Raw genomic sequence first — 19,836 nt, forward strand, 5'->3', positions numbered from 1 at the left:
GGGGTCGGCCTGGTCGGGGTCCCGGCGCAGGCGGTGCTGGGCGCCAGCGGGGGGCCGCCAGCGGTGGCCCTGGTCGGCGGAGGGCTCCTCGGGGTGTTGGGGGCGGCGGTCGCGCTGTCCGGGGCGACGCGTCCGACGCAGCCGCCGTGACGGAGCGACGGACCATCCGCCACGGCCTCGGCGCAGCCTTCACGTTGCGTTCACCTTGGCGTTGGGCCGTGGACACCTCCCCGCCGTACCGTTCCCACGCCCGACGGTGCGCGCACGGGAGGGACGACCATGATCACGCGTTGGGTGACGGTCGTCACCGCGGTCGTGGTGCTCACGACCGGGTGTGGCAGCGCCCGGCAACCCGACGCCGGTGTCCCGGATGCGACCAGCCCGACCGCGGGGAGCACGCTGTCGGGCAGTATCGAGGTCGACGGTTCCTCGACCGTCTTCCCGGTGACGCAGCTCGCCGCCGAGCGTTTCAAGGCGATGCATCCCCAGGTGGACATCGCGGTCGGCTTCTCCGGGACCGGTGGCGGTTTCAAGAAGCTCTGCGCCGGCGACATCCACATCGCAGACGCTTCGCGGCCGATCAAGGACGATGAGCGGGAGGTGTGCGAACGCGCCGGGATCTCCTACATCGAGCTGCGGGTCGGACTCGACGGCATCACCAACATCGTCGACGCCGACAACACGTTCGTCAGCTGCCTGACCACCGATCAGCTCCAGGCGATCTGGGTGCAGGGCTCGTCGGTCACCCGGTGGAACCAGGTCGCCCCATCCTTCCCCGACACCGGACTGGAGCTGTTCGGGCCGGGGCCGGACTCGGGGACCTACGACTTCTTCATCGAGGAGATCCTCGGCGATCCCGACGAGGGTGCCCGGCCACGCACCGACTACAGCGCCTCGGAGGACGACAACGTCATCGTGCAGGGCGTCGCCGGCACACCCGGGGCGCTGGGGTACGTGGGGTTCGCGTACTACGCCGAGAACCGCGCCCAGCTCAAGGGGCTCGCGGTCGACGCCGGCGACGGCTGCGTCGAGCCGACCGAGGAGACGATCGAGGACGGCCAGTACCACCTGTCGCGTCCGCTGTTCGTCTACGTGTCGGAGCGCGCGTTGGAGATGGCCCACGTGCAGCAGTTCCTGCGCTACTACCTGGAGCGCAGCGGCGAGCTGGCCTCCGCGGTCGGGTACGTCCCGCTGTCGGAGCAGGCACAGCAGGACGCGCTCGGAACGCTCCAGCAAGCCACGTCGTGACCGCATGCGGCGCGCCGTCATGGCGGCGGGTGCGCCAGCTTGGACCCTGAGCGAGACGCCGTGCCCGTCGACACCGACGTCCTGCTCACCCGGGCCCGCCGCCCGGGGGAACGAGCCATCGAGGCGCTGCTGCTGGCGGCCGCCGTCCTGACCATCGCGATCACCGCCGGGATCGTGCTGGCACTTCTGAGCGAGACCGTCGAGTTCTTCCGGCTGGTCCCGCTCGGCGAGTTTCTCGCCCCCGGGACGTGGGACGCGTTGTTCTGCGAGTCCGTCGACCAGGGATGCTCCTACTCGATCTGGCCGTTGCTGGCCGGGACGTTGTGGGTCACCGCCATCGCCATGGCGGTGGCGGTCCCCACCGGCCTGGCGGCCGCGGTGTACCTGTCGGAGTACGCCGGCCCGCGGGTACGCGGCGCGGTCAAACCGACGCTCGAGGTGCTGGCCGGGATACCGACCGTGGTGTACGGCTACTTCGCCCTCACCTTCATCACCCCGAACGTCATCGAGCCGCTGTTCGGGCAGGTCGGGACCTTCAACGTCCTGGCGGCCGGGCTGGTGGTCGGGATCCTGGTGCTGCCCCTGGTCTCGTCGATCTCCCAGGATGCGCTGTCGTCCGTGCCGCTGGCGTTGCGCGCCGGTGGACTGGCGCTCGGGGCGCGCAAGGCTCGGGTCACCGTCCGGATCGTCGTCCCGGCCGCCCTGTCGGGCATCATCGCCTCGGCGATCCTGGCCGCCTCGCGGGCCATCGGCGAGACCATGGCGGTGACCCTGGCTGCGGGCAAGACCCCCAACCTCAGTGCCAACCCCTTGGAGCCGATGCAGACGATGACCGCGTACATCGTGCAGGTCAGCCTCGGTGAGACGCCCCAGACCGACGTACGCTTCAACACGCTGTTCGCGGTCGGCATGACCCTGTTCGTGATCACCTTCGGGCTGAACATGGTCAGCGCCGCCCTGGTCCGCAGGTTCAAGGAGGACTACTGATGGCGTCGGCCGAGGCGCTGGTCGCCGGGCCCCGTCACCGCGGTGCGCAACTCAAGGAGGGGGCCTTCGAGGCGTTGCTGATCGTCGCGACCCTGGTGGGGATCGCGACGCTGTTCGTCCTCATCGCTGCTGTCCTGCAGCAGGGCCTGCCCTGGCTCGACACCGCCACGGTGTTCAACCAGCCGAGCGCCGACCCTCATCGGGCGGGCGTGTGGGGACCGTTGGTGGGGTCGCTGTGGATCATGGGGATCACCGCGGCGGTGGCGTTCCCGGTCGGCGTCGCAGCGGCGATCTACCTGACCGAGTACGCGCCCGACACGCGGTTCTGGCGGCTCGTGCGGGTCAACGTCGCCAACCTCGCTGCGGTCCCGTCGATCGTGTACGGCATCCTCGGGCTGGCGTTCTTCGTGCGCCTGGCTGCCCTCGGTCGGTCGGTCGCCGCCGGCGGCCTGACGATGGCGATCCTGGTCCTGCCGATCGTGATCATCGCCAGCCGTGAGGCGATGCTGGCCGTGCCCAGCGAGCTGCGGCACGGGGCGCTCGGTCTCGGCGCGACGCGCTGGCGGACGACCTCCCGCGTCGTGCTCCCCGCCGCGATGCCGGGGATCCTCACCGGCACGATCCTGTCGCTGTCACGTGCGATCGGCGAGACCGCCCCGCTGATCCTCGCAGGGGCGGTCGCCTACGTCACCTCGACCCCCACCTCGCTGTCCAGCTCGTTCACGGTCCTGCCGCTGCAGGTGTTCGACTGGGCGTCGCGGCCCCAGCCGGCCTTCCGCAGTGGGCTGGCGGGAGCGGCGATCGTCATCCTGCTCACCGTGTTGCTCACGATGAACGCCGGGGCGATCTTGCTGCGCAACCGCCTGCAGGACCGAGGCTGACCGTGGCCCCACAGCCGCCTGCAGGTGCCACGACCGGCGACACCAGACCCACGCTCGTTCGAGCCGTCTCGGACGTCGCCGACGTCCACGCCGCAGCCGCCCGGAACGTCTCGGACCAGGCCATCTTCGAGGTCGAGGGGCTCAACGTCCACTACGGCGACTTCCACGCGGTGCGCGACATCACGATGCACATCCCCCGGCAGAACGTCACCGCGTTCATCGGGCCGTCCGGATGCGGGAAGTCAACCGTTCTGCGCAGCTTCAACCGCATGAACGACCTGATCCCCGGTGCGCGGGTCACCGGCTCCCTGCGGCTCGGCGGTCAAGACGTCTACGCCCCCAGGGTCGATCCCGTCGCGCTGCGCCGGCTGGTGGGCATGGTCTTCCAGAAGCCGAACCCCTTCCCCAAGTCGGTGTACGACAACGTGGCGTTCGGCCCGCGGGCGGTGGGGATGACCGCCGACCTGGATACACGCGTTGAGCGGGCGCTGCGCGACGCCGCCCTGTGGGACGAGGTCAAGGACAAGTTGAACCACATCGGCACGGGGCTGTCGGGTGGCCAGCAGCAGCGGCTGTGCATCGCCCGCGCGATCGCGGTCGAGCCACAGGTGATCCTGATGGACGAGCCGTGCTCGTCGCTCGATCCGATCGCGACGCTCAAGATCGAGGACCTGATCCGCGATCTGACGACCGACTACTCGATCGTGATCGTGACCCACAACATGCAGCAGGCCGCCCGGGTCTCGGATCACACAGCGTTCTTCACGATCGCCGAAGGGACGCGCACCGGGGAGTTGGTGGAGTTCTCGACGACCGACAAGCTGTTCACCAACGCCGACGACGAGCGCACCGAGGCCTACATCACCGGCCGCTTCGGCTAGGACCGGGTCACTACCGCTTCGCTACTTGAGTGACCTAGGCCGGGTCACTACCGCTTCGCTACTTGAGTGACCTAGTCCGGGTCACTACCGCTTCGCTACTTGAGTGACCTAGCCGACGTCGCTTGGCCGTCCGACCCCCCCGCCTCGGCCGTGTCCGGCGGGGCGTTGCTGGACAGTTCCACGGTCTCGCCGGTCACCGCGAAGATGGTCGCCTCGCCGATGTCGACCGCGTGGTCGCTCCAGCGCTCCAGCTGGCGGGCCACGAGGATCATCCGGGTCGCCCACTCCAGGTAGGACTCGTCGCGTGAGGCGAGCCGCACCAGGCGATGGAACATCCCGATGTTGAGCCGGTTGACGGCGGCGTCGGCGCCGGGCAGAGCGTAGGCCGCTTCGAGGTTGCGGTGCGTGAACGCCGCCAGCGCCTGCCGTGCCACGTCGATCGCGATCGTGCGCATCTCACGGAGCTGGTCGAGGAGCTCCGGCTCGCCGGGGAACGAGGCGGACAGCTTGCCCATCTTGGCGATGTTGACCGCGTAGTCACCCATGCGCTCGAGGTGGATGTCGATGTGCAGCATCGCCGAGAGCAGGCGCAGATCACTGGCGACCGGGGCCTGCAACGCCATGGTCCGCACCAGCCGCTGCTGGACGTCGGCGTAGACGGCGTCCACGTCGTTGTCCATCCGGATCACGGTGTCCGCGAGCTCGACATCGTGGCGGGACACCGACTCGACGCTGCGATCGAGCATCTCGATCACGGTCTCGCCCACCGAGAGCAGCTCATCGATGAGCCGATCCATCTCGGCGTGGAAGTCGTTGCGCACGCCCTCTCCTTGGTCTCGACCCCATCGTACGCAGACCCGGTCGGTACGCTGAACGCCATGCCGAAGATCCTCTTGGTGGAGGACGAGGTCGCGATCGCCGAAGGGCTCACCGCGTCCCTGGAGGCCGAGGGTTTCCGTCCCGTGTGGGTCAGCAGCGGGGACCGAACGGTCAGCGCGTGGGAGCGGGAGCGGCCGGATCTCGTCCTCCTCGACCTGATGCTCCCCGGCACATCGGGCACGGAGGTGTGCCGGCGGCTGCGCGCCCGTAGCAACGTGCCGATCATCATGGTGACCGCCCGCGGCGGTGAGGTCGATCGCGTCGTCGGTCTCGAGCTCGGCGCGGATGACTACGTGACGAAGCCGTTCTCGACGCGTGAGCTGATCGCCCGCATCCGTGCCGTCCTGCGCCGCGACGTGCGCATCGGCGCCCCCGCGTCGGATGAGGTGGTCGAGGCTGGCGGCGTGCGGGTCGACCCGGCTCGTCGGGAGGTGACGGTCAGCGAGCGCGTCCTTCAGCTGCCGCCCAAGGAGTTCGACCTCCTGGAGGTCCTCGTGCGCAACGCCGGCCTGGTGCGCACCCGGGCGCAACTCATCGCCGAGGTGTGGGGCGACGACTACGTCGGTGACACCCGGACCCTCGACGTACACATCGCACGCCTGCGGCGCCGGATCGAGCAGGACCCGCACCACCCGACCCGGATCCGGACCGTCCGAGGCGTCGGGTACCGGTTCGCCGACCGTTCTCCCTGACGCTCTTGGCCCGTCGGGGCGCCGTTACGCTCGGCGTGTGACCCGGACCGCTGTACTGATCATCCCAGCGGCGACGCTGGTGGCTGCGATCCTCGCCGGCGGACCGACTGCCGCTGCCGTGATCGTCGGCCTCCTGGTCGGTGCGGTCGCCGCCTCGGTGGCGTGGACGCTGCAGCGCCGCCGGCTGACCGCCCTCGCCGACGAGATCAACCGGTGGATGGCGCTCGAGGAGCACCAGCCGGTGCGGGTCCCCACCGGTGCGATCTGGCAGCCGCTGGCGGTGGCCCTCAACGTCCTCGGCGCGTCCTACGACCGGCGAGGACGCCGACTGCGTCGTGCCCGCCAGCGACGTGTTCAGCTGGTCGACGCGCTCCCGGAGCCAGCGTTCCTGGTCGACGAGGACGGGTACGTCCTCAAGGCCAACCAGGCAGCACGGCGGCGCTTCGGGATCCCCCAGGCCAGCTCGCTCACCGCCGCGCAGGCGCTGGCGAGCGCGCACGTCGCGCGGGCGGTGCAGGAAGCGCGCGACATCGGCGACAGGGTCGACGTCGATGTCGAGTTGGGCGGGTCCGAGCTGTCCGTCGCGGCCGTCCCGGTCGGAGACGAGGTGCTGTTGCTGCTCTCCGACCGTGGTGAGCGCCGTCGCGTCGAGGAGGTTCGACGCGACTTCGTCGTCAACGCCACCCACGAGCTCAAGACACCGGTCGCGGGGATCCAGGCACTGGCCGACGCGCTCGACGTCACGGTCGGGCGAGATCCGGACCGGGCCGGTGAACTGGTGCGTCGGCTGGGGGAAGAGGCCGCCCGCCTGGCGCAACTCGTCCACGACCTGCTGGACCTGCGGCGCCTCGAAGAGGACAGTGACACACCCGGGCGCGCCCCGGTGGATCTCGCGGCGCTGGTCCGCCGCGAGACCGACCGGCTGCGGCCGGTCGCCGGCGAGCGCGACGTCGCGGTCACGATGGACCTGCCCGACCGTGCTGTCGTGACCGGCGACGAGGACGACCTGCGCCTGATCGTCGCGAACCTGCTCGACAACGCGGTCGGGTACAACCGGCCCGGCGGCGACGTGCACGTGCAGCTCGAACGCAGTGACGGCGCCTGGGTGCTGCACGTGCGCGACAGCGGCATCGGGGTGGCACGTCACGACCTCGACCGGATCTTCGAGCGGTTCTACCGGGTGGACGTCGCACGGTCGCGGGCAACCGGCGGGACCGGGCTGGGCCTGTCGATCGTCCGCCACGCCGTCGAACGCCACGGCGGCTCGTTGCACGTCGACAGCGTCCTGGGTGAGGGCAGCGAGTTCACCGTCGTCCTCCCCACTGTCCTCCCCACTTGAAGACCCGGGCCACGATGAGGGGATCGGGGAGACCGGCCGGCTGGCCGAGCGTGCGTTCCGTGTGACGCTGCGGGCGCGGATCGCTGGTCCGGCTCGCCGGTAGGCTCCGCGGCCGTGGGCGGGCTCCACCGCGATTCACCGAAGCGGGAACGGGCGCCGGTCATCCTCGACCGGCTCGCTGAGGCCTACCCGGATGCGCGTATCGCGCTGCGGTTCTCCGATCCGTGGGAGCTGCTCGTCGCCACGATCCTGTCGGCGCAATGCACCGACGAGAAGGTGAACGAGGTCACCGCGACGTTCTTCCCGCTCTACCCCGGTCCCGAGGCGGTGGCGGGAGCTCACCTCGACGAGCTCGAGGGACATCTGCGCCCCACGGGGTTCTTCCGCCAGAAGTCACGCAACATCCGGGCGGCGGCGCGGCAGGTACTGGACGAACACGGCGGCGAGGTACCCGACACGATGGACGCCCTCACCGACCTGCCCGGGGTGGCCCGCAAGACCGCGAACGTGGTCCTGTCGAACGCGTTCGGACATCACGCCGGGATCGCGGTCGACACCCACGTCCGGCGCATCTCCCGCCGGCTGGCCCTGACCCGCCACGACGACCCGGTGCGGATCGAGCGTGACCTCGTCGCGCTCTACCCGCAGGAGCGTTGGCTCGAGGTCTCCGACCTGTTCATCGCGCACGGCCGGCGGACCTGCGAGGCGCGAAGACCTCGCTGCGACGAGTGTGTGGTGGAGGATCTGTGCCCGTCGAGCCAGGTCGCAGGGCGCCGTGACCGCCACGAGGCCAGCTGACGGGCGCGGCGGCCGGCTCACCGCAGCCGGGACGCTCGCCGCTGGTAGATGGTCAGCGCGAGTGCCGCCACCACCAGGACCGCCGCCACGACGGCCTGACGGGTGTGCAGCGGCGGTTCCAGGCTGACCGCCTCCGCCACGATGGTGGCGCGGTTGGCGCGGAGCGTGAGGCCACCTCCGTCGGTCTCGTCCGCGCGGTGGATGCGGCCCTCGACGCGCACCACATCGCCCCGCTGGCCAGGACGCCCAGGGGTGAGCCGTGCGATGTCGATCCGATCGGCGGGCAGCCACACGGCCAGCCCGGTGTTCGTCCCGCTCAACTCGGCGTGGGCCGGCAGCGGTCCGGTCTCCAAGGCGTAGGCGTCGTCGTTGAGCAGGACCCAGGCGCCGCGGTCGCGTCGGAGCACGTCACCGATGACCTCGCCGACGAAGACGACCGCCGGAGCGCCCCGTCCCGACGGCGAGAACGTGTCGGGGCAGGACACCACCTCCCCGGAACGGGCCAGACCGACGGGTTCGGGGACCGGTCCGAACCCTTCGACCTGCGCGGGACGGTCGGCGAGCGTGCGCTGGCAGGTGGCGACCGTCGGCTGACCGCCGCGCTGACTCTCCGCCGCCGGCGCGACCGGCTCGAGCCGCCGCGACGGGGCGGTGGCGCGCAGGTGGCTGAGCAAGCCCACGACGAGCGCCACCACGACAGCGGCCAGGGCGAGTTGGGCGATGGAGCGACGGCTGACAGCGGGGCGGCGGGTCACGTCCGCCCCCGGACGGCGGCCAGCAGGGTCGCCAGCAGAGCGAACACGGCCATGAACTCCAACCGGCCGATCCACATCTGCACGATGTAGCTGACCTTCAACGGCGTGGCCAGGTCGGGTCCGGTGATCCCCACCGACAGCCCGACGTTCGCCGAGGCGGAGGTGGATTCGAACATCGCCTCGGTGAAATCGAAGCCGTAGAACAGGCCGAGGATGCCACCGGCGATGTAGGTCAGCAGGTACAGGAGCAGGACGGTCACCGAGGAGCGGACCTGGTCGTCGCGGAGGATGCGCCGGCGCTGCGAGTGGTAGGTCGACACGACCAGGGCGGACTCGGGCAGGACGACGCGCCGGATGTCCTTCCACAGGCCCTTGGCGGTGATGCCAACGCGGATCGCCTTGATCCCCCCGGCGGTGGACGACGCCATCCCGCCCAGCGCCATGGCCCCGACCACGGCGGCCGGGGCGAGCAGCCCCCAGTCGCTGATGAACAGCCGCGGTGCGGTCACCGCGAACCCGGTCCCTGTGTGTGCCGACAGGACCGTGAAGAAACCCTTGCGGAACAGCGGTATCGCGTCGCCGTAGGTGCCGGCACGGCCGAGACCGACCATGGTCAGCACGGCCAGCACGGCCAGCGTCGCCGCGATCGTGCGCGCCTCGACGTTTCGTCGCAGCTCCACGCGGTTGCCGCGCCACAGCTGGTAGTGCAGGCCGAACGACATCGTCCCCGCCACCATCAGGACCGCGACCACCGCCTCCACCGCCGCCGAGTGGTAGTACGCGATGCTGGTCGACTGCGGGGTGAACCCGCCGGTGTCGAACCCGGCCATGAACAGCTCGACCGACTGGATCAGCGCGCGGCCCGGCCCGAGGCCAGCCACCAGCAGGACGGCCAGCAGCGAGATGGTCCCGATGGCCAGGTAGCCGAACGACACGCGCCAGATGAAGCGGGCGGTGCGCACGACGTTGGGCATGATCCGCTCGTCACGTGCCTCGCCCACGTACAGGGTCCCGGCCTGGCCGACCGCCCCGCCGAACAGGCTCAGCATCGCCAGGACCATGCCCTGTCCGCCGGCGAAGTGCATCAGGTGGCGCCACAGGTTGACCGAGTACGCGAGGTGGTCCAGGTCCTGCAGCACCGTCAACCCGGACGTGGTCAGCCCCGACATCGCCTCGAACACCGCGTCGACGAAGCCGCTCACGTGCCCGGACAGGTAGAGGGGGATCGCGGCGAAAGCCGAGCCCACCAGCCACGACAGTGATGCGATCAGCATCCCGTGCGACCAGTCCAGCGGCGCTCGCGTGTGCAGCCGGAGTTCGGTCACGCGTCCCGCGCCGATCGCCAGAGCCATGCTGATCAGGAAGGCGGTGAACGCGTTCCACTCGCCGAGCGCCAGCGCCACCAGTGCCGGCACCGCCTGGATCGCGCCCAGGAACGTCACCACCCTGCCGACGTAGAAGCCGACCAGGCGTGCGTCGTCGCGATCCGGCCGGAGGAACACGCGGGCGCCCTAGAAGACCAGTGACACCGCGACGGCGATGGCGAACCCGATCACGCTGATCGCCGCCGCAGCCAACGCGACGAGACCGATGCCGAGGACCGGCTCGGCGCCGGTGACGCGGCGTTCCCGCCCCCGGTCGCGGACGGTCATCGCCGGGCGGTCCGGCCGACCAGCATCCGGCGCAGCTCGTCCTCGAGCTCCGGGGTGGTGAGCGCGATCACCTCGTCGCCGGGGAGGATCTGGGTGGAGCCGCGCGGGATGATCGTCTCCTCCGCTCCGGTGTCCCCACGGAAGATCGCGACCAGGACCGCGTCGAGCGGCAGGTCGAGTTCCTCGACCGACCGCGGTGGCGGTGCGTTGGCATCGTCGTGGTCGGGGATCCTCACCTCCACCAGATCGACCTTGCCGGCCTTGAGCGTGTGGAGGTGGATCAGCTCCCCGACGGTGACCTCCTCCTCGAGCAGCCGTGAGATCAGCGTCGTGGACGACACCGCCTCGATGCCCATCAGCTCGAAGATCTCGACGTTCTTGGGGGAGTTGACCCGCGAGATCACCCTCCTCACGCCGAACTCGGTCCGGGCCAGCTGGCAGGCGACCAGGTTGTCATCGTCCTCACGGGTCGTGGCGACGAACACGTCGGCGCGGTCGACGCGGGCCTGCTCCAGGTAGCGCACATCGCAGGCGTCGCCCTCGATGACCAGCACCGGGTACTCGGCGACGAGCGACTCGCAGCGTCCCCGCTGGCGTTCGATGACACTGACCTCGTGGCCGCGCTCGATCAGGTCGGCGGCGATGTACCGACCGACCTTCCCGCCACCGGCGATGACGACGAACATCACCGCCCACCGTGGACGTGCGCGCGGGGTCGTCGTTCGTCGACCACCAGGTGACGCACACGAGCGTGGACCCCACGGCGTGCCGCGGCGACCACCAGGTCATCGCGCTCGAGGCGGTCGGTCGGGCCGGGGATGAAGACCCGCTCGCCGCGCTGCACGGCGCTGACCCGCAGCTTCCCGCTGATCTCGAACCGGTCCACGGTCAACCCGTTCGCGGCCTGAGCCAGGGTCATCTCGACGACCTCCACGTCGGGGTCGTCGAACGCCAGATGCTGGCGGAACGTGGCCTCGCGGAACTCGTTGAGGAACTGTTTGGCCAGCAGCCCGGTCGCGGAGACGTACCGGACGCCGAGCTTGCGGTAGCTCGCCTCCCGTTCCGGGTTGAACAGGCGGGCGACCGCACGTCGCACGCCGTAGATGTGCACGCCGATCTCCACGGCCATCAGGTTGGCGTTATCGAAGCGGGTCACTGCCAGCAGCCCGTCGGCGTGGCCGATCTCCGCTCGTTCCAACGTGTCACGGTCGGTGACGCTGCCGACGACGGTCTCGCCGTTGAACGTGGTCCCCAGCCGGTCGAACGCGGTCGCCTGCACGTCGATGACGATCACGTCCTCGCCCTCGCTGGACAGCCGGGTGGCGATCTCGGCGCCCAGCCGACCACAGCCTCCCACGATCACGTGCACGTGTTCCTCCGGCAACTGCCGTCGATGTATGGAACCACAGCGTCCCCAGCAGCACCGCCAGCACCTGCGACGACCCCGGTACCCTCCAGATCGCCGCGACCAGCCAGGATCCCACGTGCCCGCCACGCCACACACCCTGTTGCTCGCTGCTCCCCGGGGGTTCTGCGCCGGGGTCGACCGCGCCGTGGTGATCGTCGAGAAGGCGCTCGAAGCCTACGGTCCGCCGGTGTACGTCCGCCATGAGATCGTGCACAACACCCACGTGGTGGAGTCGCTGCGCCGGCGGGGCGCGGTGTTCATCGAGGACGAAGGCGAGGCCCCCGACGGGGCGGTGATCGTCTTCAGCGCCCACGGCTCACCGGCTTCCGCCTACGAGCGGTCGCGCCAGCGTCACCACACGTTGATCGATGCCACCTGCCCGCTGGTCACCAAGGTGCACGCCGAGGCACGCCGCTACGCCGACCACGACCACGACATCGTGCTGATCGGCCACCAGGGGCACCAGGAGGTGATCGGCACGATGGGTCAGGTCCCGGGCCGTGTGACGTTGATCGAGACGCCCGACGAGGTCGACACCTTGCCCTTCGCCCGCGACGCGTCCGTGGCGTACATCACGCAGACGACGCTGTCGATGGACGACACCGCGGAGGTCGTCCGCCGCCTGAACGCCCGGTTCCCGCAGCTCGTGCGTCCCAAGAGCGACGACATTTGCTACGCCACGCAGAACCGCCAGGACGCGGTCAAAGCGCTGGCGGGGCGGTGTGACCTGGTGCTGGTCGTGGGATCCCAGACCTCGTCGAACTCCAAGCGGCTGGTCGAGGTGGCTCGCGACCGGGGCGTCGCGGCACAGCTGATCGACGACGTCACCGAGATCGACGAGCGGTGGCTCGATCGTGTGGATGTCGTCGGGCTGACCTCGGGCGCCAGCGCGCCGGAGGTCGTGGTCGAGCAGGTGGTCGACTGGTTCCGTACCCGCGGGACCCGGACCGTGGACACCGTCCATCTGGTCGATGAGGACGTCGAGTTCCAGCTGCCGGCCGTCTTGGCCCGCAAGCTCGCCGAGCCGGTCGAGCATCGGGTCGTGCGGCGCGCCTGAGGACCGACCGGCCTGCGTCACGTGCCGGTGTACGCCTCCCACAGCACATCCGCCAGGAGCTCGCGCTGCCACGGACGTAGCCCAGCCGCCTCGACCAGCTCATCGGGCGACGAGGGGTCGCTCAGCGCTGCGGTCCAAAGCACCCGCCCTGGGCACAGGAACCCGGGGTCGACGCCGAGCTCATCGGCGACGCGGGCGCGGGCCCGGCGCATCCGGTCATGTGCCGCACGGTCGTCGTCGTCCGCCCGACGCAGCCCCGATGGGCTGGGCTCGTCGGGGGAGGAGGCGCCGCGGCGGATGGCAGCCAGGAGGCGGTGGCCGTGCTCTCGGAGCTGGCGGCCATCGAGCCCGCGTCGCCGCAGGACGCTCAGCGTCGCGGGGGGGTCGGCCGCGATCGCGATGAGCGTGTCATCGCGGGCGACGCGTTGCGGCGCGAGGTCCTCCTCACGCGCGATCGCTTCGCGCTCGTCCCAGACCGCCCTGAGGACCGCCCGGCCGTGCCCGTCGAGGCGGCCGAGCCCTCTCGTCCGACCCCACGACCGGGCCTGTTCGGGAACGTGTTCGACCGTGGCGGCGAGCTCCTGCTGGTACCAGCTCGTGCGGGCGAGATCGTCCAGCTGCGCCGACAGGGCCTCCCACAGTCGCGGCAGGTGGACCACGTCGCCGGCTGCGTAGGCGAGCATGTCGTCCGTGAGCGGTCGCCGCGACCAGTCGGCCCGCTGGTAGCGCGCCTTGTCGCCGCTGAGTCGCACGCCCAGAACCTGCTCGAGGAGCGGTGCGAGCCCGGTCGGCAGTCCGAGGACGGCCGCTGCGATGGCCGTGTCGGCTAGTTGCGCCGGCGTGCCTTGATCGTCGACCAGCGTTGCACCCGCGCTGGCCAGCGGCTCGAGGTCGTTCTCGAGCGCGTGCAGCACCGTCAGGCGCCCACGCAGGAACGACGCGAGCGGCTCGAGGTCGTCGAGTGCGAGCGGATCCAGGATGATGCAGCACCCGGCCACCCCGACCTGGACGAGGGCGGCTTCGCGGACGTAGCGGTGGCCGTCCGCGCGTTCCACGTCGACTCCCACTGTCGGGGCGTCGACCGCCGTGAGGGCTTGCATGACCTCGGCGGGTTCGTCGACCAGACGGACCTCCACGAGCGGGCAGGCTATCGGCGGTGCCAGGATGTGGTGTGGAGGAGGCTGGCGTGACCGACCGCCGCGACACCCTCGGGCTGCTGTGCGTGCATCCGCACCCCGACGACGAGTCGATCGCGTGCGGCGGGGTCCTCGCCCGGTACGCCGACGAGGGGCTGCGCGTCGCGGTGGTGACGTGTACCGGCGGGGAGGAGGGCGAGAACCTGTCGGGCGTCGACCTCGGCGGCGAGGACATGGTGGTGGTCCGCCGCCGTGAGCTCGCAGCAGCCATCGCCGTCCTCGGTGTGACCGACCACCGCACGCTGGGCTACCGCGACAGCGGCATGGCCGGCGAGCCCAGCAACGAACATCCCGACAGCTTCCACCGGGCGGACCTGGACGAGGCGGCCCTTCGGCTGGCCGCCATCATCCGTGAGTTCCGCCCCGCGGCGGTCGTCAGCGACGACGAGCGCGGGACCTACGGCCACCCTGACCACGTCAAGGCTCACACGGTCACCGGCCGCGCGATCGAGCTCGCCGCCGAGCCCGACGCTGCACTGCCGGGGACCCCGTGGGAGGTCGCCAAGTGGTACGTCCACGTTCTGCCGCGCAGCCGGCTCCACGCACTGCACCGGCGGTTGCTGGATGCCGGGATCGCGTCGCCGTTCGGGCGTGGTCCGGTGCCCGATGGCGAGGACATGCCGTTCGGCGTCGCCGACGAGCGGGTCACCACAGCCGTGGACGTGCGTCCCTGGCTGGGGAGGAAGCGTGCCGCCATGCGCGCGCACGCCTCGCAGATCGGGGCGGATTCGTTCTTCCTCAACCTGCCCGACGACGTCAGCCAGGACGTGTTCGGCATCGAGTACTTCGTCATCGTGCGTGGGACGCCCGCGAGCGCGGACGTGGAGCACGATGTGTTCGCGGGGCTGCGCGGGGGGGATCGGTGAGCGGTGGGCAACGCCGCGTCGATCTCACCCCGCGCGCGTTCCGTGACGTGATGGCGCGGTTCGCGACCGGTGTCGCGGTCATGACCACCGTCCTGGACGGGATCCCCCACGGCATGACCGCCAACGCCGTCTGTTCGGTGTCACTCGACCCTCTGCTCGTTCTGGTGTGCGTCGAGCGGGGGACCACCATGGCCGCCACCGTGCGCGACAGCCAGGTGTTCGCCCTGTCGGTCCTCCACGAGGACGACGAGGGTCTGGCGATGCACTTCGCTGATCCCTACCGGCCCCACGGGGACGCCGAGTTCGACCGCATCGCCACCCGCAAGGAGGTGACGGGCTCGCCGGTGCTTGACGTGGCGATCGCGTTCCTGGACTGCCGGGTGTGGGCGGTGTACGACGGAGGTGACCACCTCATCGTGGTGGGGGAGGTCGCCGCGCTCGGCCTGGCGGACGAGGACGACCCGCTGTTGTTCTACCGTGGCGCCTACCGGGGTGTGCGACCGGAAGGGTCGGGGTGATGGAGAGCCGTGAGTTGCAGCTCGACACCCGTGGGCAGCGCGTGACGGACGTCACCGACCAGATCCGCAGCTTCGCGCGGGACGTGGGCGGCGATGGCCTGCTCCACCTGTTCCTCCCGCACGCCACGGCCGGGTTGGCGCTGATGGAGACCGGGAGCGGATCGGAGCGTGATCTCGAGGAGACCCTCGAGCAGCATCTGCTCCCGCGCGACGATCGCTACACGCACCGGCACGGCTCGGTCGGCCACGGCGCCGACCACCTGGTGCCTGTCCTGGTGTCGCCGACGCTGGTGCTGGCGGTCCAGGATGGCGACGTGGTGATGGGCACCTGGCAGAGCGTCTGTGTGGTCGACACCAACCGCGACAACGACCGCCGCCGCTTGCGTCTGGCGGTGTTCCGTTCCGCCTGACCGGTGACGGCCGAGCGACGCGTCCGTCCGTGCCGTGCCCGCTCCCGCGAGCGGCGGTGGATCGTGGCGCTCGTGGTGCTGGCCGTGATGGCGCCCGCGTGCCGTCGGGGGACCGCTCCTCGGCCGGGCCAGACGCCGACCGACACGGCCCCGTTCACACCGTCTCCTCCGGCACGCGGCCTGACCGTCGGGATCGTGCTGGCGCCCCCCACTGAGCTGATCGCCTCGTTGCAGGGCGACACCGTGCGGTCGACCGCGGAGCGGCTCCACGAGGTCATCGATCACGAGGTGCGGGCCGTCCGAGTGCTCGAACCGCCGCAGGAGGACTTCCGGGGCGACGAGCTGGCGTTCCTGGCGGACGAAGGTTTCACGCTGGTCTGCACGGTCGGCCAGGCAGGCGCCGACGATGTGGCGCGGCTGGCGCCCCAGTACCCCGCCACCCGGTTCTGTCTCCTGGACGGCCGGCTCACCGACCCACCTGCGAACGCCGTATCGGTGAGCTGGCACCTCGAGGAGGGCGCCTTCCTGGCCGGGGCTGCCGGGGCGCTCGTCACGTCGGTGGGTGCGACCGGCATCGTCAGCGCCGTCCCTCCCGGGTCGGCGGACCGCGTGCGCAGCGGGTTCGAGGCTGGCGCGCGGTTCATCCGCAGTGACATCCCGGTCGTGATGGCGCCGGCCACCGTCGACCCGGATGTCGCGATGTCCGTCGCCGTTCGCACGGCGCGTGAGGCAGCGACCGCGCAGTTCGACGCCGGCGTGCCCACGCCGTGCCTGATGCCGGTGGGTGGGACCGCCGCCGTCCGAGGGGTCGGCGAAGCTGCGGCTGCCACCGACGGGTTGGTGCTGGGTTGGGCGGTCGACGTGACCCGCGTGCTCGACGAAGACACCGGTGTGGCCCACGTCCTGGGATCGGTGACGAAGCGGTTCGACACGGCCCTGGCGCTCGCCGTGGAACGCGCCTTCGAGGGCGGCGATCGCGACATCCGGCTCGGGTTCGCCGAGGACGGGTTCGCGTTCGTTGGCGGTCCCAGCCCCAGCTACGACGCGATCGCCGCTCAGCTGCGTGAAGTCGCCCACGCCATCGAAGAGCGCCGGGTCACCGTCCCCGGCCGCGAACAGCGGTGACCGACCGTGCCTCCCTTCGGACCGGCGCGCGTCCTCAAGCGCGACGACCCCCGAGCCTACGATGACCTCGTCGGACGAAGCGGAGGCCGCAGGTGCGTCGCGCGAAGATCATCGCGACCCTGGGGCCGGCGCTCGACGACCCTGTTCGGCTCCGGGCCGCTCTGTTCGCCGGGATCGACGTGGTCCGGTTGAACTTCTCGCACGGGACGCATGAGACGCACGCAGAACGCCTGGAGCGGGTGCACAAGCTCGCCCCGGAGATCGGTCGCCCGATCGGCAGCCTCGGCGACCTGCAGGGTCCCAAGATCCGCCTCGGGGAGCTGCCCACCGACGGGATCGAGCTCGTCGACGGTGGCGACGTCGTCCTGATGGGGGGGACCGAACGGCTCGATAGCTACCACGACGGCGCCGGGACGCCGCTGCTGCCGGTGGTGTACGACGGGTTGAGCGGGGACGTCGAGCCGGGGGCGCTCGTGCTGATGGACGACGGTCTGTTACGGCTGGTCGCGTCGCGGATCACGGACGGCCAGGTGCACTGCCGGGTCGTGGCCGGCGGCGTGGCCCGGTCACGCAAGGGCGTCAACCTGCCGGGGGTGGCGGTGTCAGCCAAGAGCCTGACCGCCAAGGACCGAGAGGACCTGACCGCCATGATCGACATGGGGGTGGACTGGGTCGCGCTGTCGTTCGTTCGCCGACCGGAGGACATCAACGAGGTCCGCCAGTTCATCCGCGAGCGCGGAGGCGAGCAGCCGGTGGTGTCCAAGCTCGAGCGGCCGGAGGTCCTCGACAACCTCCCTGCGATCGTCAAAGCCTCGGACGCCGTGATGGTGGCGCGCGGTGATATGGGGGTGGAGGTCGGTCCCGAACGCGTGCCGGCCCTGCAGAAGGAGATCATCGCGATGGCCAACTCGACTGGCCGACCGGTGATCACCGCCACCGAGATGCTCGACTCGATGATCCGCAGCCCCCGACCCACGCGGGCAGAGGCATCCGACGTGGCCAACGCCGTCTTCGACGGGACGGACGCGTTGATGCTGTCGGGGGAGACGGCGGCCGGGCGCTACCCGGTCGAGGCGGTGCGGACGATGGCCAGGATCATCGAGGTGGCCGAGAGCAGCCGTCACCTCGTGCACCCGCCGGAGCCGGCTGCCGACGACATGGCGATCGACCGGGTGGTTGCGCGGGCCGCCGTCCAAGCGGCTGAGGACGCCCGGGCTAAAGCCGTGGTGGTGTTCAGCCTGAGCGGCTCGTCGGTGCAGCTGGTGTCGAAGTTCCGCCCCAACGTCCCGATCGTGGGTTTGACCCCTCGCCAGGAGACCGTCCGGCGCTTGACGCTGATGTGGGGGACCGGCGGTGAGCTCGTCCCCGAGAAGGACCACACCCGTGACCTGATCGTGTCCGCCGAGGAGGTGTGCCTGGGGTCCGGGTACGGTCAGCGCGGTGATGCGGTCGTCATCGTCTCGGGGATCCCTGGGGGCCACGGCGGGACGAACCGGATCCTGGTCCACCGTCTCGGCCACACACCGGGTGACTGAACGCATGCCGGGACGGCATCTGAAGTTCCCGAGCCAGCGCGTGACGTGACGGCCGCCCGGCCCCGCGTGGAGGAGTCGTCACGCCAGCGTCCGCACGCCCGGGAACGGCGGCGACCCCGGCGCTGGCCGGCGGTGATCGCCGGCGTCTACGCCGCCGCGACCGCCGCCGCGATCGTGGCGTGGTTGCTGGTCGGCGATGTGTGGTGGACCCAGCCGGTGAACGCCACGACGTTCTACTGGTCGCTCCCGGCCGTGCCGCTGGGGGCGCTGGCCGTGCTCCGTCGTCGGTGGCGGGTTGCTCTCCTCCTCGGGGTGCCCGCAGGACTCTTCGTGACCGCCTACGGGGGGCTGTTCGTCGGCGCGCCCCCGGCCGCCGCCGGTGACGTCCGGGTCGCCTCCTACAACACCTACATCCGGTCGTCGGACCTGTCGCACGTGGTCAGGCTCGCACGCGTCGAGCAGCCGGATGTGCTCCTGGTCCAGGAGATCACGCCGCGGCGCGCCGCGGAGCTCGGAGCGCAGCTGGGCGACACCTACCCGCACCGCTGGTTCGGGGACGAGGTCGGACGGGTCGGTGGGGTCGGTCTGCTGTCGCGCTTCCCGATCGTTGCTCTCCGCCCGGTCCCATCCCCGCGACCAGCGTCACGGCCCACCGCGGTGGTCCACCTCGACGTCGGCGGCCGACCGTTGCAGGTCGTCCCCGTCCACCTGACGTCGCCCTGTCCCGACTGTGGGGCGTCGTTCCTCGGTCGACAGCGGTTCGAGGTCAACGCCCGCCGGGCGGAGATCGATGCGGCCCTGGCCGAACTCGATCCGGACGTCCCCGCGGTCGTCGGAGGCGACCTGAACTCGACCCGGCGGTCGGACCCCTACCGCCACCTGGCCGCGGCCGGCTTCCGTGACCCCCACATCGAGGCGGGGGCGGGGCCGGGGTTCACGTGGCCCGCTGGCACGGATCGGCTGCCCGACCGGCCTCTGCTGCGCATCGACTGGATCATGGCACGCGGGATGGTCCCCGTTGAGGCCTGGGTCGCGTCGACCGACGGGTCGGACCACCGCCCCGTCTTGGCCGATCTCGCCTGGCCGCGGGGGGCGGCGAGGTGACCGAGGTCCCCCACGAGCTCCGCGATGAGCGGTACTGCTACCTCACCACCACCCAGCGGGTGACCGGCCGGCGCCACACCGCCGAGCTGTGGTTCGTGCCGGCCGAGGGAGGGGTGTACCTGTTCAGCGGGTCGGGGGGGCTGACGACCTGGTGCCTGAACCTGCAGGCGTCCGAGCAGGGCGTGGTCCGCATCGACGGGCGGTCGTGGTTGGCCCGGGCGGCGTTCCTGGGTGAGGACGACGAGCGGCGGGTCGAGGCCCTCAACGCCTTCCACGACAAGTACGACCCGCCCGGCAAGGACCGCACCGAGCCGTGGATCCGGAACGCGGTGGTGGCCCACGTCGTGCTGGTCCGCGAGGTCGTCTGACCCTCAACCCGGCAGCACGACCGTCTTGAGCGCGGTGCACTCGTCGATCGAGTAGCCCAGCCCCTCCCGGCCGACGCCGGAGTCGGGGGTGCGGCCCCCGAACGGGAAGTGGCCCACCCCGTGCGACGGGGCGTCGT

At 70.9% G+C, this 19,836-nt stretch carries 22 protein-coding genes; 15 read left to right on the forward strand and 7 right to left on the reverse strand.

Going from position 1 to position 19,836, the window contains the following annotated elements:
• The first annotated feature begins 279 nt into the window (after window positions 1-279).
• The 4 genes from M3N57_13555 (at window position 280) to pstB (ending at window position 3,997) form a co-directional block, all read left to right on the forward strand.
• Complete coding sequence (locus M3N57_13555; GenBank protein ID MDP9023693.1) at window positions 280-1,248, forward strand: PstS family phosphate ABC transporter substrate-binding protein; 969 nt, start codon at window positions 280-282, stop codon at window positions 1,246-1,248.
• 60 nt (window positions 1,249-1,308) lie between these two features.
• Window positions 1,309-2,235 carry a phosphate ABC transporter permease subunit PstC gene (gene pstC / locus M3N57_13560; protein MDP9023694.1) on the forward strand — a complete coding sequence of 309 codons (927 nt, stop codon included), beginning with the start codon at window positions 1,309-1,311 and terminating at the stop codon, window positions 2,233-2,235.
• On the forward strand, window positions 2,235-3,116 hold the full coding sequence (gene pstA, locus M3N57_13565) for a phosphate ABC transporter permease PstA (GenBank protein ID MDP9023695.1): 882 nt from the start codon (window positions 2,235-2,237) through the stop codon (window positions 3,114-3,116). Before pstC ends, pstA begins: the two co-directional genes overlap by 1 nt.
• A gap of 122 nt (window positions 3,117-3,238) precedes the next feature.
• Entirely contained in the window at window positions 3,239-3,997 is a 759-nt protein-coding gene (gene pstB / locus M3N57_13570) for a phosphate ABC transporter ATP-binding protein PstB (protein MDP9023696.1), read from the forward strand.
• A 95-nt stretch (window positions 3,998-4,092) separates the two neighbouring features.
• Here pstB and phoU read toward each other — a convergent pair whose 3' ends face one another.
• A complete protein-coding gene (phoU, locus tag M3N57_13575; protein ID MDP9023697.1) occupies window positions 4,093-4,818 on the reverse strand; it encodes a phosphate signaling complex protein PhoU in 726 nt (241 codons plus the stop codon).
• A gap of 57 nt (window positions 4,819-4,875) precedes the next feature.
• Here phoU and M3N57_13580 point away from each other — a divergent pair, with 57 nt between their 5' ends.
• From M3N57_13580 to nth, 3 genes are all read left to right on the forward strand, one after another.
• Window positions 4,876-5,568 (forward strand): response regulator transcription factor, encoded by a 693-nt coding sequence (locus M3N57_13580; protein ID MDP9023698.1) that lies wholly within the window; start codon window positions 4,876-4,878, stop codon window positions 5,566-5,568.
• Between the two features lie 37 nt (window positions 5,569-5,605).
• Complete coding sequence (locus M3N57_13585) at window positions 5,606-6,907, forward strand: ATP-binding protein (GenBank protein ID MDP9023699.1); 1,302 nt, start codon at window positions 5,606-5,608, stop codon at window positions 6,905-6,907.
• Between the two features lie 114 nt (window positions 6,908-7,021).
• On the forward strand, window positions 7,022-7,705 hold the full coding sequence (gene nth, locus M3N57_13590; GenBank protein ID MDP9023700.1) for an endonuclease III: 684 nt from the start codon (window positions 7,022-7,024) through the stop codon (window positions 7,703-7,705).
• Window positions 7,706-7,722: 17 nt separating this feature from the next.
• Here nth and M3N57_13595 read toward each other — a convergent pair whose 3' ends face one another.
• Genes M3N57_13595 through M3N57_13615 form a run of 5 tightly spaced genes read right to left on the reverse strand, consistent with a single transcriptional unit; the run spans window position 7,723 to window position 11,481 of the window.
• Window positions 7,723-8,460, reverse strand: a complete 738-nt coding sequence (locus tag M3N57_13595; protein MDP9023701.1) for a hypothetical protein — start codon at window positions 8,458-8,460, stop codon at window positions 7,723-7,725.
• A complete protein-coding gene (locus M3N57_13600; protein MDP9023702.1) occupies window positions 8,457-9,962 on the reverse strand; it encodes a TrkH family potassium uptake protein in 1,506 nt (501 codons plus the stop codon). The genes M3N57_13595 and M3N57_13600 overlap by 4 nt, the downstream gene beginning before the upstream one ends.
• 9 nt (window positions 9,963-9,971) lie before the next feature.
• Complete coding sequence (locus tag M3N57_13605; GenBank protein MDP9023703.1) at window positions 9,972-10,112, reverse strand: hypothetical protein; 141 nt, start codon at window positions 10,110-10,112, stop codon at window positions 9,972-9,974.
• A complete protein-coding gene (locus M3N57_13610; protein MDP9023704.1) occupies window positions 10,109-10,798 on the reverse strand; it encodes a TrkA family potassium uptake protein in 690 nt (229 codons plus the stop codon). The genes M3N57_13605 and M3N57_13610 overlap by 4 nt, the downstream gene beginning before the upstream one ends.
• On the reverse strand, window positions 10,798-11,481 hold the full coding sequence (locus M3N57_13615) for a TrkA family potassium uptake protein (GenBank protein MDP9023705.1): 684 nt from the start codon (window positions 11,479-11,481) through the stop codon (window positions 10,798-10,800). Before M3N57_13615 ends, M3N57_13610 begins: the two co-directional genes overlap by 1 nt.
• Window positions 11,482-11,596: 115 nt before the next feature.
• Here M3N57_13615 and ispH point away from each other — a divergent pair, with 115 nt between their 5' ends.
• On the forward strand, window positions 11,597-12,577 hold the full coding sequence (gene ispH / locus M3N57_13620; protein ID MDP9023706.1) for a 4-hydroxy-3-methylbut-2-enyl diphosphate reductase: 981 nt from the start codon (window positions 11,597-11,599) through the stop codon (window positions 12,575-12,577).
• A 17-nt stretch (window positions 12,578-12,594) separates the two neighbouring features.
• Here the strand turns inward: ispH and M3N57_13625 are convergent, their stop codons facing one another.
• Window positions 12,595-13,713, reverse strand: coding sequence for an HRDC domain-containing protein (locus tag M3N57_13625; GenBank protein MDP9023707.1), 1,119 nt, complete (start codon window positions 13,711-13,713; stop codon window positions 12,595-12,597).
• 50 nt (window positions 13,714-13,763) lie between these two features.
• On the opposite strand from M3N57_13625, the gene mshB reads away from it, so the two are divergent.
• From mshB to M3N57_13660, 7 genes are all read left to right on the forward strand, one after another.
• Window positions 13,764-14,639: an N-acetyl-1-D-myo-inositol-2-amino-2-deoxy-alpha-D-glucopyranoside deacetylase gene (gene mshB / locus M3N57_13630; protein ID MDP9023708.1), complete on the forward strand. Its 876-nt coding sequence runs from the start codon at window positions 13,764-13,766 to the stop codon at window positions 14,637-14,639.
• Window positions 14,636-15,157 (forward strand): flavin reductase family protein, encoded by a 522-nt coding sequence (locus M3N57_13635; protein MDP9023709.1) that lies wholly within the window; start codon window positions 14,636-14,638, stop codon window positions 15,155-15,157. The genes mshB and M3N57_13635 overlap by 4 nt, the downstream gene beginning before the upstream one ends.
• Window positions 15,157-15,567, forward strand: a complete 411-nt coding sequence (locus M3N57_13640) for a YjbQ family protein (protein MDP9023710.1) — start codon at window positions 15,157-15,159, stop codon at window positions 15,565-15,567. The genes M3N57_13635 and M3N57_13640 overlap by 1 nt, the downstream gene beginning before the upstream one ends.
• Window positions 15,568-15,630: 63 nt before the next feature.
• A complete protein-coding gene (locus M3N57_13645) occupies window positions 15,631-16,692 on the forward strand; it encodes a BMP family ABC transporter substrate-binding protein (GenBank protein MDP9023711.1) in 1,062 nt (353 codons plus the stop codon).
• Between the two features lie 92 nt (window positions 16,693-16,784).
• Window positions 16,785-18,227: a pyruvate kinase gene (gene pyk, locus M3N57_13650; protein MDP9023712.1), complete on the forward strand. Its 1,443-nt coding sequence runs from the start codon at window positions 16,785-16,787 to the stop codon at window positions 18,225-18,227.
• Window positions 18,228-18,272: 45 nt separating this feature from the next.
• Window positions 18,273-19,331: an endonuclease/exonuclease/phosphatase family protein gene (locus M3N57_13655; GenBank protein ID MDP9023713.1), complete on the forward strand. Its 1,059-nt coding sequence runs from the start codon at window positions 18,273-18,275 to the stop codon at window positions 19,329-19,331.
• Entirely contained in the window at window positions 19,328-19,699 is a 372-nt protein-coding gene (locus tag M3N57_13660; GenBank protein ID MDP9023714.1) for a nitroreductase family deazaflavin-dependent oxidoreductase, read from the forward strand. Before M3N57_13655 ends, M3N57_13660 begins: the two co-directional genes overlap by 4 nt.
• Window positions 19,700-19,836: the final 137 nt, after the last annotated feature.

The sequence above is a fragment of the Actinomycetota bacterium genome (assembly GCA_030776725.1).
In the GTDB taxonomy this organism is placed as follows: Bacteria; Actinomycetota; Nitriliruptoria; order Nitriliruptorales; family JAHWKO01; genus JAHWKW01.